Genomic DNA, 13,773 nt, shown 5'->3' with positions numbered 1-13,773 from the left:
CCGATAATCCCAAATGCATGGTCAATACCATGCATCTGCAAAACTTTTACAAAAGCTTCTTCGGTCGTCATCTTCATCGCTACGTCTCCTAATGAAATGTCGTGTGATAAGGTGTGATCTTCAGGCGTTTACCTTGCGGTCTTCCAAAATCATGTCGCTGGCTTTTTCGCCAATCATGATGGTTGGGGCGTTGGTGTTGCCCGACACAATGTCAGGCATGATCGAGGCATCAGCGACGCGCAGCCCGGCAATTCCGCGCACGCGCAGCCGGTCGTCAACGACGGCCATATCATCGTTGCCCATGCGGCAGGTGCTGGTCGGGTGATAGATCGTCTGGCTGATGTTGCGGGCACATTGCAAAAGCTCCTCGTCGGTCTGAGGATTGTTCGCTGGCACATGCTCGCGCACGATGTAAGGGCTGAGGGCGCTTGTTTTGGTCATCGCGCGCGCGAATTTCACGGCGCGAATGGCGCAAAGCTGATCGGCTTGGGCGGACAGGTAATTCGGCACGATCTTTGGATAATCGGCGGCCTTCGGTGAGGCAATGTGGATATGGCCGCGGCTTTCCGGGCGCAATTGGCAGACCGAGGACGTGATCCCAGAGAAAGGATGCATCTCGATGCCGGGCTTATCGGCGCTCAGCGGCTGGAAATGGAACTGGATGTCGGGCGTATCGAGGTCTTGCATCGATTTGGCAAAGATGCAGACCTGGCTTGCCCCAAGGCTCATCGGGCCTTTGCGGAACAGAACATAGTTGAGGCCAATGCCCATCCGCGGAATGAAACCGTTGATGGCGTCGTTCAATGTCTGGGCGTTGACCTCATAGACCAGCCGGATTTGCAGGTGGTCCTGCAGGTTTTCCCCGACACCCGGTAGCTCATGTCGAACGTTGACCCCGGCATTTTGCAGGACATCACCACGCCCGATACCCGACAGCTCCAACAGTTGTGGAGAGCCAATTGCACCGGCTGACAGGATGACTTCGCCACCTGGATTCAGCATGACGTCATGGGATTTGCCCTGACGGGAGTAGCGGACACCAATCACTTTGCGCGCCTCAGGCGAGTCAAAGATCAGCTCTTCGGTATGGGCGTGTGTGATCACCTCAAGATTTGGACGCTTCTTGGCCGGGTTCAAAAAGGCGCGTGCACTGGAACATCTGAAACCACCCCGAGCGGTCTGATGGAAATAGCCAGCGCCTTCCTGGTTTTCGCCGTTGTAGTCATCGGTGCGCGGGACACCCATTTCAACAGCGGCATCGATGAAAGCCTCGGAGATATCGCTTTTGGCGCGAATCAAGGACACCGAGAGTTCGCCGTCTTCGCCGTGAAAGTCATCGCCGCCATTTTCGTGTGTTTCAGAGCGCTTGAAGAGGGGAAGAACATCGTCGTAGCCCCATCCGCGATTGCCGCGTTGCGCCCAACGGTCATAGTCTTCCTTTTGTCCGCGAACATAGAGCAGACCATTGATCGAGCTGGACCCGCCGAGGGTCTTCCCGCGGGGCCAATCCAGCGAGCGGCCGTTCAGACCCGAATCGGGCTCGGACTTGTAGCACCAGTCCGTTTTTGGATTGTGAAGAGTTTTAAAATAACCGACCGGAACGTGGATCCAAGGGTTCGAATCGCGGCCGCCTGCTTCAAGAAGAATCACCTTATGAGCCGGATCAGCGCTCAATCGGTTGGCGAGAACGCACCCTGCGGAACCTGCCCCAACTATCAGAAAATCGGCTGTTTTCTGCGTCATATCAAATTCCTCCCGGGTTGAGTTTCACGGCAAGTACAGAATTCTCTTGCGTGACTTACCCATAAATGAGTAATAATGAGATCACAAGTCTCAATAATCATCATTTAGGGAGGAAACAAATGAGTATTGCGAACAAGCTGGAAAACATTTCCAGGAGAGACCTGTTCCGGGTTGCGGGACGATTCGGGATGAGTTCAACCCTGTTGGCGGCTGGGTCTTTTGGTGGCGCCATGAGCCTCGCCAATCTGGCATCCGCTGCTGAGTCTTCATACGACAAGCGTTATGCGAAAGAGCCGAAGTTCACGTTCAAGTTTGGTGCGGCTGGCTTTAATGAGCGCAACCTTTTGATCGAACGTGCGGGCTGTCTTGAGTTTGCGCGCGATCTGGAAAGCCGCACAGACGGCGAAATCCGCGTTGAGTTCATTGGCGACAACCAAATCTGTGGTCAGACATCTTGCGTTGAGAAAACACAGCAGGGCATCGTCGAGATTTATGCGGCTTCTACGCAGAACTCTGCTGGTGGCGCACCTTATCTCAACGTGCTCGACTATGCGTATATGTTCCCAAGCCGGGCTGCGCAGTATCACTTCTTGTATTCACCTGAGTCGCAAAAACTTCTGCGTGACCCTTATGAAAAGCGTCATGGCCTGAAGTTCCTGTTCAGCCATTGTGAACTTCGCGGCATCCAGATGGGTCTGAAGTGGCAAGATGCTCCTACGATTACCAAGTTGGAAGAGATGTTCGGCACCAAGAACCGCGTGACCGGTACTCAGCTGGGTCGTATCGCGATGAAGGCTCTGAACCTGAACCCCGTGCCAGTTGCGTGGGAAGAAACGCTTGATGGTCTGAAGCAGGGTCTGATTGATGGCGCGGAAACATGGGCCTCGGCCGTGGCATACGCCAACATGTCGCCGGTTGTTTCTCAGTCTGTCGACCTGAAATTCTTCTGCGGTACAGAGCACACTGCGATGTCTGCATCGGCATTCGATAGCCTGGGTGGTGAATTGCAAGACGCGGTTATGGAATCTTCCTACCTCGCTCAGGTTCATGTTCAGGCGGCAAACGAAGCGGCATTGGTCAACACCGTTGGTGCTTCGAACCCACAAGCGCCGAACACGATCTTTGCTCAAAACAATGTTCGTGTTGCAACGCTCGCCGAGGACCAGATCAAAATGGCCGAGGAAATGTGTTCACCAGAGTTCCAACCTCAGCTTTGGGAAGACTGGCGTGAGCGCCTCAACGGTTGGTCCGGTGGCCATGACACGTATCAGGAAATCTACGACATCGCGCGTCAGATCCCCAAAGATACGCTTGCAGAGAACGTGGAACCACGTCGCTGGTGGAAAGCCTAATCCACCAAAGGCTAGGCGAAACAAGGGGTCGGCCTTCGATTGGGGGCCGACCCTTTCCTGCACACCGTTAAGGGAACGGTGTATAAAGAAGTACAAGAGGGAGGTACTTTGATGTCGATTTGGAGCGAAGCAGTAGCTGTCATTCCTGCGATCTTTTCCGGACAAGCTTGGGAAATGCGAAACGCATTCTACACAGATGGAATGTGGGTGTTCTGCTTTTTTCTCACCTTCTTCGGAGGCATTGTGGCGAACCAGTTCTTCAGACGAATTCCATTTATGGACCGGCACCTGGAACGCGGAATCGCAGTGGTCACCTATCTAATGATTGCTGTCATCATCTTCTGGGGTGTTATTGACCGGTTCATTTTTGCCAACCAATGGTCTGGCTCAACCACGGTACCGCCGTTCTTGTTCATGATCATGGCGTGGTTTGGATGTTCCTATAACGTCAAGCTTCGGACCCACCTCAGCTTTAGCGAGTTCCGCTCCAAGATGCGGCCGACCAATCAAATGGCGGCGCTGACTCTGGATGCGGTTCTGTGGTTCGGGTTTTGCTGGATTGCTATCACGACCTCGATGAAGTTCACGGCATATTCAGCAGACAACTTCCAATTGGTGGACGGCGTGGACGATACCATGAAGTGGTGGTTCTACATCACGGTTCCCATTGCATTCACTCTCATGTCTGGCCGCGTTATCGGCAACTGGCTGGATGACTGGAGAAACTATCGGTCCGGCGGAGCGATTATCCAACAAAGCGTTATTGGGGGGGATGTGTGATGTCAGACGGAACTTGGGTCGGACTAATTTCATTGGGCGTGACGATCTTCTTCATGCTCGGCACACCAGTTTTGCTGGTTATCTTTTACTGGGTCATTGGCTGTAGCTTTGTCATCGGTCTGCCGCTGGATAACACCGGCAATGAGCTGTTGAACGTCTTTAACAAGGGCTTTGCGCTTCTGGCGATGCCGCTGTTCATCCTGACGGGTGACTTGATTAACCAATCCGGCATTGCCCGACGGCTATCGGATTTTGCCTATTCCTGTCTTGGATGGCTGCGCGGTGGCCTGGCTATGGCTTCAATTGCGGCCTGTGGTTTGTTCGCGGCGATCTCGGGTTCGAACTCGGCAACAACGGCGACCATCGGGTCCATGTTGCATCCTGAAATGGTCAAAGGTGGCTACGACGAACGGTTTTCTGCAGCGACAGCAGCCGCGGGTGGTACGGTTGGGATTATTATCCCGCCATCGATCATCTTTATCGTCTACGGTTTCTTGATGAACCTGCCGATTTCGGAACTGTTCATTGCGGGCATCGTGCCCGGCAGCTTGATGGTTCTGGGCATGATGACCGCGGCCTTTATCATCTGCTACGCCAACAAGTGGGGTTTCCTCATCACACTGAGCCCATGGCGCGTCCTGAAGACCGCTGTTGGAGCATGGTTGGGTTTCTTCGCGATTGGTCTGGTGCTTTGGGGCATCTACACCGGAAAATTCTCACCAACTGAGGCTGCTGGCGTGACCGTCGGTTTCTGTATCATCGTGGGGCTGATTTCCTATCCGCTGAACAAGATAATGGGCAGCGACGTCAATCAACCGGTGACCGAAAAGAGCCTGATGTCCATGGTCGTGGTGGAAGGGTTCACACTGCCCTCTATTCCTGCCATCGTGTCTCGTTCTGCACAGATCACTGGTATCCTTGTACCACTGATTGCTGTGTCGGTTGCGATGCAACAGGTTCTGTCTTCGCTGGGGGCCAAGGAAACAATTGGCGCCTTTGTGACGGGAATGGGTGGCTACTATGCTGTTCTGTTTACATCGATGGCGATCGTGTTTGTGACTGGGATGATCCTCGAGTCTTTGCCAGTAACAATCATTCTGGCTCCGATCCTTGCACCTATCGCAGTGTCGGTCGGTATTGATCCAATCCACTTTGCCGTGATCTTCCTCGTCGGCGCGTCGATTGGCTTTATCACGCCGCCTTATGGATTGAACCTCTACGTGGCCTCAGGTGTGACGGGGGTTCCGTACTTTAGGTTGCTGCGCTACGCGACGATGTACCTCGTGTCTCTGTTGTTGGTGTGGTTCTGCGTAGCGTTGATCCCGACGCTTAGCAAAACGCTGCTGCCAGGCGGTGGGTTGTACAACCTGCTCTCTGGGGGCGGAGGCGGCTAAATTGTTTTGCTGCGATACCTGAGAACATGAGGCCTTTGACGGCCTGAGATGTTCCCAACGAAATTCGGCCCCTGCACAATGCAGGGGCCGTTGTTTTGATGGGAGGAGACGTATCAAATAGGCGGATTGGTCCGCACAACAGAGTGTCCGGTAAATCGAGCGGTTTCTGCGCGAAACCCTTGGGATCAGGCGCCTGCTTGGGTAAGCTGCCGCAAATCAGAGTCTCGGGAGTATTTTCATGAAGAAGTTTGCCATTCTTGCGGTTGCCGCCTTGACCCTTGCTGCTTGCAGCGGAACTCCGACGCAGCCGACTGCCGAGCTACAGGGCCTGCAGGACAGATGCAGTGCCGGTGACATGACCGCGTGCTCGGATCTCGCCCATGCGGTGAAAAGCTAATAATCCCTAACCTGCATCCGTATCGGATCAGGTGCTGTCATTCAGGGCGAGCGCGGCAATTTGCATGGCCGAGTGCACGCCCAGTTTGGCATAGGCCCGTTTGCGTAAGGTGCGTACAGAATTGTCGCTGATCCCCAGCGCCACGGCGCTGCCCGCAACACTGACACCATTGAGCAATTGATCGCATACCTCAGCCTCGCGTGGTGAGAGCTGTCCGAACCGGCCGACATCACGGGCTCTGAGCGCCGTGACGCGCGCGTCAGTGGCAAAATGAAACGCTTCGGACCCAACGATCCGATGGCGTAGGACCACCAATTCATGCACCAGCGGCAGCACATCCATGAGGCGTTGAACCTCATCCTCAGTAAACCTTCCTGAAGATTTCCCACGCAGGTAGAACGACTGAACGCCGGCATTCTCGGTACGCGATGATACGGTGATGCGCTCGATCACCTCATCGCGCTGATAGATCGGGTTGATCGGGTCCTCGGGGCTTGGGCGCCAACGCTCAACTGACAACTGCCCCAGTGCGGTTGTGCGAATGCGTGAAATGATGTCCTGCTTCATGGCGTCATCCGCTAGGATGGTTCGGGCATTGCGGTTAAACCAATAGCCGCTCATCTCGCCCGCCCAGAGCGACAGGACGGGCGCCGGGCGTGACATGTCAGGCACCAGAAACGCACCGAAATTCGCGATTGCCGCAGCAGATCGGATATGACGCATCAGTACGTGACCAAAGCCGGGGGTGCCGACCGTGGCTACGAGCGCCGTTGTAGTGTCGCGCGGCAGGGGGCGGGATTGGAATGTGTCACTCATTAGGGTGACAGAATGTGCCGGCTTACTTAGGCTAGTCAAGGTGCAACACTCCCTGACCGTGAGCCGCCACATGTCCCGCATTTTTTCAACCAAGAACCGCCCTGTACATCTGGGACCTTACCCCTTGGAAAGACTGATGCGCAGCGCGAATTTGCCCGATCTGGGCCAGGTGCCGGGCTTTGAACCGCTCAGCTTTCATCGCCCCGAAGACCCGGAAAGCCTGGTGAATGCGATGGGCGAGTTTCAGGCGATGATGGATGCGATTCGGGATGGGTTCGTGAACAAAGAAATGGCCGAAATCCCGGCCGACCCAGTGGAGCGGACCAACCACCTCAAGGCGTTTGGCTATTTCAGTGATGCTTCAATGGTGGGGGCTGGGCCACTGCCAGTGTCGGCGCTGTTAGAAACTCCTGCGCGCAACCCTGACATTGACCGGCTTGCCCATGCTTTGAAAACACGCCAGACCAAGACGCTGGCTTCGGGCATTGATGTCATCATGGCGGACCTCAAGGAAAGCATGCAGGCGCCGCCCAGCACAATCGAAGGCCACAAGAATGCGTTGGTCTTTGTCTATGAGTTCACCCGGGATCCAAAGGTGGACGAGCCGGGCAGCGACTGGATCAAGGATGCACAGGACCACCGCGCCTGTATTCGGGCCACCGAAACTGCGGTGGTGATTGCGAACTACATCCGCCTGTTGGGGTTTGATGCCCGGGCCCATACGGCGACCTCAACTGATGTTGATCTGGGCAAGCTGGCGGTGGCGGCGGGGCTTGCTTCTGTCGAAGCCGGTCACCTGGTGGTGCCTTGGCTGGGGCGGCGTTTTGGCGTGGCGGCGATTACGACAGAAATGGATTTTGCCCATGACGCGCCGCTGATGCCGTTGCCGTCGCAACCCACCGGCGCCATGAACGGGTTAGGATGGAAGCTGGGCATTGGTCATGTGAAATCTGCCATCAACCGCGACGCTTTTTCCAAACGCAATTATGTTGACGGACCGCATCCGTTCGAGCGGCTAAAACGGGTTGAAACCCCGACGACCTATATTGACGAAGCCAATGTTGCCCGGGTGCCAAAGCGAGCCGACATGTTTGCGCGCGCCCAGTTTGGCGATATGGGTAAGAAAAATCAGGACGCGGCAACGGGGGGGCACTATGCCCGCAAATCCGCGCCCAGTTTCGCCCAGCGCCGCATGCTGGGGGCATTTGTGCTGCTGCAGGACGGCGACAGCGCGTCCGTCGAGAGCCCGACAGATGCGGCTCGCAATGCTGCCAACATCAAGGCGGCGACCTACTTTCTGGGTGTGGATGCTGTTGGTCTGAGCCGCTGTCCGGACTGGACATGGTACAGCCATGATGCCGCTGGTGACCCGCTTGACCCGCCACATGATCAAGCGGTCAGCATGATCATCGATCAGGGCTTTGAGACCATGGAAGGCGCATCGGGGGATGACTGGATCGCGGTCAGCCAATCCATGCGCGCCTATTTGCGGTTTTCGCTGTTGGGCGGAATCATCGCGCAGCAAATCCGCAACTTGGGTTACAAAGCCAAGGCCCATACGGTGATGGATGGTGAGGTGCTGCAACCGCCCTTGTTACTGCTCTCGGGGCTGGGAGAAGTCAGCCGCATCGGTGAGGTCATTCTGAACCCCTACCTCGGTCCGCGACTCAAGTCTGGCGCGGTCACCACCGACATGCCTATGGATCACGACAAACCGATTGATTTTGGGTTGCAGGCTTTTTGTGAGAGCTGCAACAAATGCGCGCGCGAATGCCCGTCCGGGGCCATTACAGCGGGCCCGAAACTGATGTTCAACGGCTACGAGATCTGGAAATCGGACAGTCAGAAATGCACGACCTATCGAGTCGCTCAGCCGGGAGGTGCGATGTGTGGAAGGTGTATGAAAACCTGCCCCTGGAACCTTGAAGGCCTGTTCAAGGAGGCGCCGTTTCGCTGGGCCGCCTCTAACATCCCCGCCGCCGCACCGGTACTGGCCAAGCTTGATGACATAGTGGGCAACGGCGAGATTAACGACGTCAAGAAATGGTGGTGGGATATTGAACTGGATGAAAGGGGGGGCTATCGCGCGCCGAAAGAACCGGTAAACCGTCGGGCGTTGCAGAAAGACCTGGATCTTAAGTACGAAGACCAGACACTGGCCGTTTATCCGGCCCCCTTGGCGCCGCATCCCTGGCCCTATCCGTTCCCGATGGATCGAGAGGCAGGGATTCAAGCCTATGAGAGCATGGTGACCGCGGAAGAGTACAAGGCGCGCCTGGCCAAAGGGGATACGGGCATGATCCACCGCTATTCTGTCGTCGACGCTAAAGACGCGCCGGTGATCCAGGTCACGCTTAGCAAGGCCGAGGCAATGACCGCAGACGTGACCAAGTTTGAGTTCACGGCACTGGATGGCGGGGACTTGCCTGAATGGACCGCAGGTGCACATCTGGACGTGTTGGTGTCACCAGAATATCTGCGGCAGTATTCAATGTCGGGTAATCCAGCAGATCGCTCGAAGTACCAGATCGGCGTGCTGCGCGAGGACGAAGGGCGGGGCGGCTCGTTACAGATGCACCGTATCTTTGATGAAGGCCGCAAGGTCTTTATCTCAAAGCCCATCAACCACTTTGAACTGGTTGAAGAAGCTACCAAGACGTTTCTTATGGGGGGCGGGATTGGCATCACACCGATGATCGCCTTTGCCCATCGACTGCACGAGCTGGGCGCGGATTTTGAATTGCATTATTCAGCCAGCCGTCAAGAGGGAGCCGGATTTCTGGACGATCTCGCCAATGTGCCTTGGGCCGACAAGCTGCACCTGCATTTCTCGGATCAGGGCACCCGCGCTGATCTGGACAAGGTGTTGAGCGGATACCTAGATGGCTGGCATGTCTATACCTGCGGACCCGACCGTTTCATGGAAGGTGTCATGGCGGCGGCTGAACAACAGGGCTTCCCGGAAGACGCGCGGCATCTGGAGTATTTCAGCGTGCCGGAACAGCCTGACTATGTGAACTTTGACTTTACCGTGAAGCTGGCGAAGTCCGACAAAACCTTCACGGTTCCGAAGGACAAAGACCTGTCCGAAGTGTTGATCGAAAACGGTTATCCCATTGACGTGAAATGCTCAGACGGCATTTGCGGTGTCTGCAAATGCGGGCTGGTGTCGGGCGAGGTTGAACACCGAGATTTCGTGTTGTCCAACAAGCAGCGCGACACCGCGATTATCACCTGCCAAAGCCGCGCGGCGGAAGAAGGTGGAGAGATCGAGATCGACCTCTAGGTCGGCGCGATGTCCGATGTCGTTTATTGTAGACGTGTAAGGCCCTGATCGAACAAGTTGTTGTTCATGAAGGACGAAGCGCACCAAATTAGCATGCAGGCCCTGCTGGAAAGAACAGCCGCGCAATGGGCCATGACCCCGGCCAAGATTGCCCTGAAAGAAGGCGATCTTGCGCTGACCTATGGCGATCTGGACGCCCGTGCCAATTACATGGCACGCCAACTGGCGGACCAAGCCGCGCGTGTCGGTGACATAATGGTCTACATGGGACCAAACGGCATTCCGCTTGTCGTGACGTTCATGGCCTGCCTCAAGGTCGGGGTCACATTGCTGCCTGTCAGCTCCAAATTCCCGCCCAAGAGCGTCGCCACCATAATGCAAACGGCGAAGGCACGAATCTTTGTGTCTGACCTGCCTGTTCCCAAGGGCGCCCCGGACATGCGCCACATGCCTCCGCCCGGAGACGAGGCCGATCAGTCACCCTTTGCCGTGCTTGATATTCCTGAAGATGTGCTGTGCATCGCCAACAGCACTTCGGGCAGCACTGGTAGGCCCAAGGTGGTCGGGCATTCTCGTTTGAGCCTGGCGCTGTCGGCACAGGAAGAGGCTGACATGATTGGAACCGGGCCAGACATGGTTGTTGGCCATGCCGGGACGAGTTGGTTGGTCTGTCAGCTTTCGGCTTTGTCCCGGGGTGCTTGCCTTGCTTGCTATGATGTTGACCATGGAACTGCCCAAGGGCTGTTTGACTGGCTTCGGTTCGAAAAAATCGCATATTGGTACACGTACCCGGCCCTGTTTCGCACGTTGTCAGAAATTCCGGGTGAGTTGCCGGATATGAAAACGTTGTTGTTGTGTGGCGAGCCGGTCTTTCGTGAAGACTTTGAGATGTTTGAGCGCATGACCCTGACCGGCGCCCTGCTTGTGAACGCTTATGCGCAACAGGAATACGAATGGGCCACCGCATTTAGTATACGAAATGGTGAGAGGTTACGGTTCAAAAAGCTGCCAGCTGGCAAGCCCGTTGGATCCAATGAGATGCAGATACTTGATCCCAATGGCGAGCCTGTCGACGCCGCTCAGATCGGAGAGATCACCCATAAATCCAGTAAGGTGCCTGCGGGCTACATCGGTCATGCTGAACAGACCGCCAAAGCGTTTTCCCTGTGTGATGACGGGATGTATCGTTTTGCGACCGGAGACCTCGGCTATATCGACAGTGAAGGTGACCTGCACCATGTCGGACGTAAGGATGACCAGGTTAAGATTCGAAACTTCAATGTTCAACCCGCTGACATCGAACATGAAATCAAAGCTCGCCCAAGCGTAGGCGCCGTCGCCGTGACCGTGAACCGGTGTCGCCGTGGTTTGCCGAGACTGGTCTGCTTTTACGAGGGGGACATTTCCGCCGCCGACTTAAAGTCCTGGCTGTCCACGCGCATTCCATCCTTCATGATGCCGCAGTTTTTTGTGCCAAGGGATGCGCTGCCCAGAACCGCGACGGGCAAGCTGCAGCGTAACCGGTTGACCTTGTCTGAAACCCTGTCGGATTCGGAGCGCGTACAAGCCCGGACCCCGGACGAAGAGGCACTGGTGAAAATCTGGCGTGAGGTTCTGGGGCACGATGACTTTGGTGTCACTGACAATTTTTTTGATGTTGGCGGCGACAGTTTGCGCGCCATGGAGTTTGTGCTGCAGATCGAAAAACAATTTGGGCGCCTGCTCACTCTGGACAATATCGTGCTGGTCGAGGCCACGATCGAAGGATTGGCCAACCTCATCAGACAACCGACGCAAAAGTCACAATTGTGGACGATCAAGCCCGGCAAGGAAGGGGATCACTTGGTGTTGGGTCATGTTTATGGCGGTGGTGTCTCTGACTACCTTGGAATCGTGGGGGCTCTGAGTGACAAACTCAGGGTCTCGGGTGTCTGTGCGGATTATTCCCGACGCAGCCGCGCTTATCCAATCCGCCGCAAAGCCCGAGAAGCGGCGGCTGAAATTCCAACTGATCCTCTGCCGATCTTGATGGGGTTTAGCTATGGTGCGCGCATAGCCTTTGAAATCGCGCATCAGATTGATGAGCCCTTGCGGCTGATCTTAATGGACCCTGTTGGTCCGTTCAGTGAGAACCTTGCGGGAAAAACCAATCGCCTTATGAATTCCGTGTTCCTAAAGTCGCCGGGTCTGGGCCGCGAACGTAATCATTGGGGCGATATCTGGTACCGACCCAAACAGCTTAAGGTGAAAAGCGTGCTATTCTTGACCTGTGAGACGTCACACAGCGAAGACGTGGCCGGATGGCTCGCCGCGCTGGACGGCCCGGTCGAACATATTCAAATGCGAGGGAACCACGGAGATTTGGTGGCCGAAGCCCATTCACGCGAGATTGCGATCAAACTGCAGGATTGGGTGGCACGCACAAAGCCCTGATGAGGGGCGACCGGGAGCGGGCCGGCTGCCTGCCTCTCGATTGGAGGAAAACCCATGTCACATGTGACATATGAAAAAGACGGCCGCATTGGCCGTATCACGTTGAACCGACCCGAGGTTATGAACGCGATCTCGTTGGAAATGCCGGGTCAGATCGCTGCCGCGGTCGCAGAGGCCGAGGCAGACACGGATGTGCATGTGATGGTGCTGGCAGGGGCCGGGTCGGCGTTCTGCGCGGGCTACGACCTCAAAGCCTTTGCCGAGGCTGAGGGCGGCAACCCTGGTGTGCAAGACATGCCATGGGACCCGATCAAGGACTATCAGTTCATGTGGAAGAACACGCAGGATTTCATGTCGCTGTTTCGCGCATTGAAGCCGGTGGTGTGCAAAGTTCACGGGTTCGCGGTGGCCGGAGGGTCCGATATCGCGCTTTGTGCGGATCTGACAGTGATGGCTGAGGATGCGCAGATCGGGTACATGCCAGCCCGCGTCTGGGGCTCGCCGACAACGCAGATGTGGGTCTATCGGCTGGGCATGGAAAAGGCCAAGCGCATGCTTTTAACCGGAGACAAGGTCTCTGGCCGCGAGGCAGCGGACATGGGTTTGGTGCTGAAAGCCGTACCCGCAGATCAGCTGGACGATGAGGTTGAGGGGCTCGCCGCGCGCATGGCTTCGGTGCCGATCAACCAGCTTGCGATGCAGAAGATGGTCGTCAATCAGGCGATCGAAGCGATGGGGCTGAACGAGACCCAAAGGCTGGCCACAATCTTTGACGGCATCACGCGGCATTCTCCTGAGGGCATGAATTTCAAGGCGCGGTCCGAAGAAAAGGGCTGGAAGCAAGCCGTGCAAGACCGTGACGAGGGCACCTTTGATTGGACGCGCAATACTGACATCCCCAAATCCAATCGCTAGACGATTTGCAATAGCCGCCCTAGGTTAAGCGCAACAGGAGAGAGGACCATCCCATGCATATGAGCGATCAGCGCGAGATTGCAGCACCCGTTTCTGAGGTCTGGAACGCCTTATTGAGTGCCGACACGCTGTTGGCCTGTGTCCCCGGAGCCAAAGAGCTGACCGGATCGGTTGACGACGGCTTTGACGCGGTGGTTGTGCAAAAGGTTGGACCTGTGAAGGCGACGTTCAAAGGTCATGTATCCCTTTCCGATCTGGTGGAACACCAAAGCCTGACCTTGTCGGGCGAAGGCAAAGGCGGGGCTGCGGGCTTTGCTAAGGGCGAGGCAGACGTAAAACTTACCGAGACCGAGGCCGGGACGCTGCTGGAATACGACGTTGACGCCAAGGTCGGCGGTAAGCTGGCGCAACTGGGTAGCCGTCTGATTGATGGCTTTGCCAAGAAGATGGCCGATCAGTTTTTCTCCAACTTGCAAGAGGCACTGGAAGGCCCGTCTGACGGCGCAGAGGGAGAAGACAGCGCTGCGCAGGACGACGCGGCAGAGGCGAATGAGAAAAAGGGTTGGATCAAAAAGCTGACCGGCGGTTGACCCTGCTCTGGCGCACACATACCTCTCTTGCTAATTCGGTTTGATCCGGGGCCGCAGATGATACTCT

At 56.1% G+C, this 13,773-nt stretch carries 10 protein-coding genes; 8 read left to right on the top strand and 2 right to left on the bottom strand.

What is annotated here, in order from left to right:
- Positions 1-120 precede the first annotated feature (120 nt).
- Positions 121-1,743, bottom strand: coding sequence for a choline dehydrogenase (locus tag Q0932_RS11405; protein ID WP_299352618.1), 1,623 nt, complete (start codon positions 1,741-1,743; stop codon positions 121-123).
- A gap of 119 nt (positions 1,744-1,862) precedes the next feature.
- Here Q0932_RS11405 and Q0932_RS11400 point away from each other — a divergent pair, with 119 nt between their 5' ends.
- From Q0932_RS11400 to Q0932_RS11385, 4 genes are all read left to right on the top strand, one after another.
- On the top strand, positions 1,863-3,095 hold the full coding sequence (locus Q0932_RS11400) for a TRAP transporter substrate-binding protein (RefSeq protein ID WP_299352615.1): 1,233 nt from the start codon (positions 1,863-1,865) through the stop codon (positions 3,093-3,095).
- 111 nt (positions 3,096-3,206) lie between these two features.
- On the top strand, positions 3,207-3,875 hold the full coding sequence (locus tag Q0932_RS11395; RefSeq protein ID WP_299352613.1) for a TRAP transporter small permease subunit: 669 nt from the start codon (positions 3,207-3,209) through the stop codon (positions 3,873-3,875).
- Positions 3,875-5,269 (top strand): TRAP transporter large permease, encoded by a 1,395-nt coding sequence (locus Q0932_RS11390; RefSeq protein WP_299352610.1) that lies wholly within the window; start codon positions 3,875-3,877, stop codon positions 5,267-5,269. The genes Q0932_RS11395 and Q0932_RS11390 overlap by 1 nt, the downstream gene beginning before the upstream one ends.
- A 238-nt stretch (positions 5,270-5,507) precedes the next feature.
- Positions 5,508-5,666, top strand: a complete 159-nt coding sequence (locus Q0932_RS11385; protein WP_299352608.1) for a hypothetical protein — start codon at positions 5,508-5,510, stop codon at positions 5,664-5,666.
- A gap of 27 nt (positions 5,667-5,693) precedes the next feature.
- On the opposite strand, the gene Q0932_RS11380 is transcribed toward Q0932_RS11385, so the two are convergent.
- Entirely contained in the window at positions 5,694-6,482 is a 789-nt protein-coding gene (locus tag Q0932_RS11380; RefSeq protein WP_299352605.1) for a LuxR C-terminal-related transcriptional regulator, read from the bottom strand.
- A gap of 70 nt (positions 6,483-6,552) precedes the next feature.
- Here Q0932_RS11380 and Q0932_RS11375 point away from each other — a divergent pair, with 70 nt between their 5' ends.
- The 4 genes from Q0932_RS11375 (at position 6,553) to Q0932_RS11360 (ending at position 13,706) form a co-directional block, all read left to right on the top strand.
- Complete coding sequence (locus Q0932_RS11375) at positions 6,553-9,768, top strand: 2Fe-2S iron-sulfur cluster-binding protein (protein WP_299352603.1); 3,216 nt, start codon at positions 6,553-6,555, stop codon at positions 9,766-9,768.
- A 66-nt stretch (positions 9,769-9,834) separates the two neighbouring features.
- Positions 9,835-12,201, top strand: a complete 2,367-nt coding sequence (locus Q0932_RS11370) for an AMP-binding protein (RefSeq protein WP_299352602.1) — start codon at positions 9,835-9,837, stop codon at positions 12,199-12,201.
- Positions 12,202-12,255: 54 nt separating this feature from the next.
- Positions 12,256-13,116 carry a crotonase/enoyl-CoA hydratase family protein gene (locus tag Q0932_RS11365; protein ID WP_299352600.1) on the top strand — a complete coding sequence of 287 codons (861 nt, stop codon included), beginning with the start codon at positions 12,256-12,258 and terminating at the stop codon, positions 13,114-13,116.
- 53 nt (positions 13,117-13,169) lie between these two features.
- Positions 13,170-13,706, top strand: a complete 537-nt coding sequence (locus Q0932_RS11360; protein WP_299352598.1) for a carbon monoxide dehydrogenase subunit G — start codon at positions 13,170-13,172, stop codon at positions 13,704-13,706.
- Positions 13,707-13,773: the final 67 nt, after the last annotated feature.

Source organism: uncultured Shimia sp., from assembly GCF_947498095.1.
In the GTDB taxonomy this organism is placed as follows: Bacteria; Pseudomonadota; Alphaproteobacteria; order Rhodobacterales; family Rhodobacteraceae; genus Shimia.
The sequence above is the reverse complement of the archived record's forward strand: the minus strand, read 5'-3'. Positions and strand labels throughout refer to the sequence as shown.

Bases quoted from the DNA above. Each gene is read 5' to 3' on its own strand.
- Q0932_RS11405 (WP_299352618.1), bottom strand. From the start codon at position 1,743: ATGACGCAGAAAACAGCCGATTTTCTGATAGTTGGGGCAGGTTCCGCA.
- Q0932_RS11400 (WP_299352615.1), top strand. From the start codon at position 1,863: ATGAGTATTGCGAACAAGCTGGAAAACATTTCCAGGAGAGACCTGTTC.
- Q0932_RS11395 (WP_299352613.1), top strand. From the start codon at position 3,207: ATGTCGATTTGGAGCGAAGCAGTAGCTGTCATTCCTGCGATCTTTTCC.
- Q0932_RS11390 (WP_299352610.1), top strand. From the start codon at position 3,875: ATGTCAGACGGAACTTGGGTCGGACTAATTTCATTGGGCGTGACGATC.
- Q0932_RS11385 (WP_299352608.1), top strand. From the start codon at position 5,508: ATGAAGAAGTTTGCCATTCTTGCGGTTGCCGCCTTGACCCTTGCTGCT.
- Q0932_RS11380 (WP_299352605.1), bottom strand. From the start codon at position 6,482: ATGAGTGACACATTCCAATCCCGCCCCCTGCCGCGCGACACTACAACG.
- Q0932_RS11375 (WP_299352603.1), top strand. From the start codon at position 6,553: ATGTCCCGCATTTTTTCAACCAAGAACCGCCCTGTACATCTGGGACCT.
- Q0932_RS11370 (WP_299352602.1), top strand. From the start codon at position 9,835: ATGAAGGACGAAGCGCACCAAATTAGCATGCAGGCCCTGCTGGAAAGA.
- Q0932_RS11365 (WP_299352600.1), top strand. From the start codon at position 12,256: ATGTCACATGTGACATATGAAAAAGACGGCCGCATTGGCCGTATCACG.
- Q0932_RS11360 (WP_299352598.1), top strand. From the start codon at position 13,170: ATGCATATGAGCGATCAGCGCGAGATTGCAGCACCCGTTTCTGAGGTC.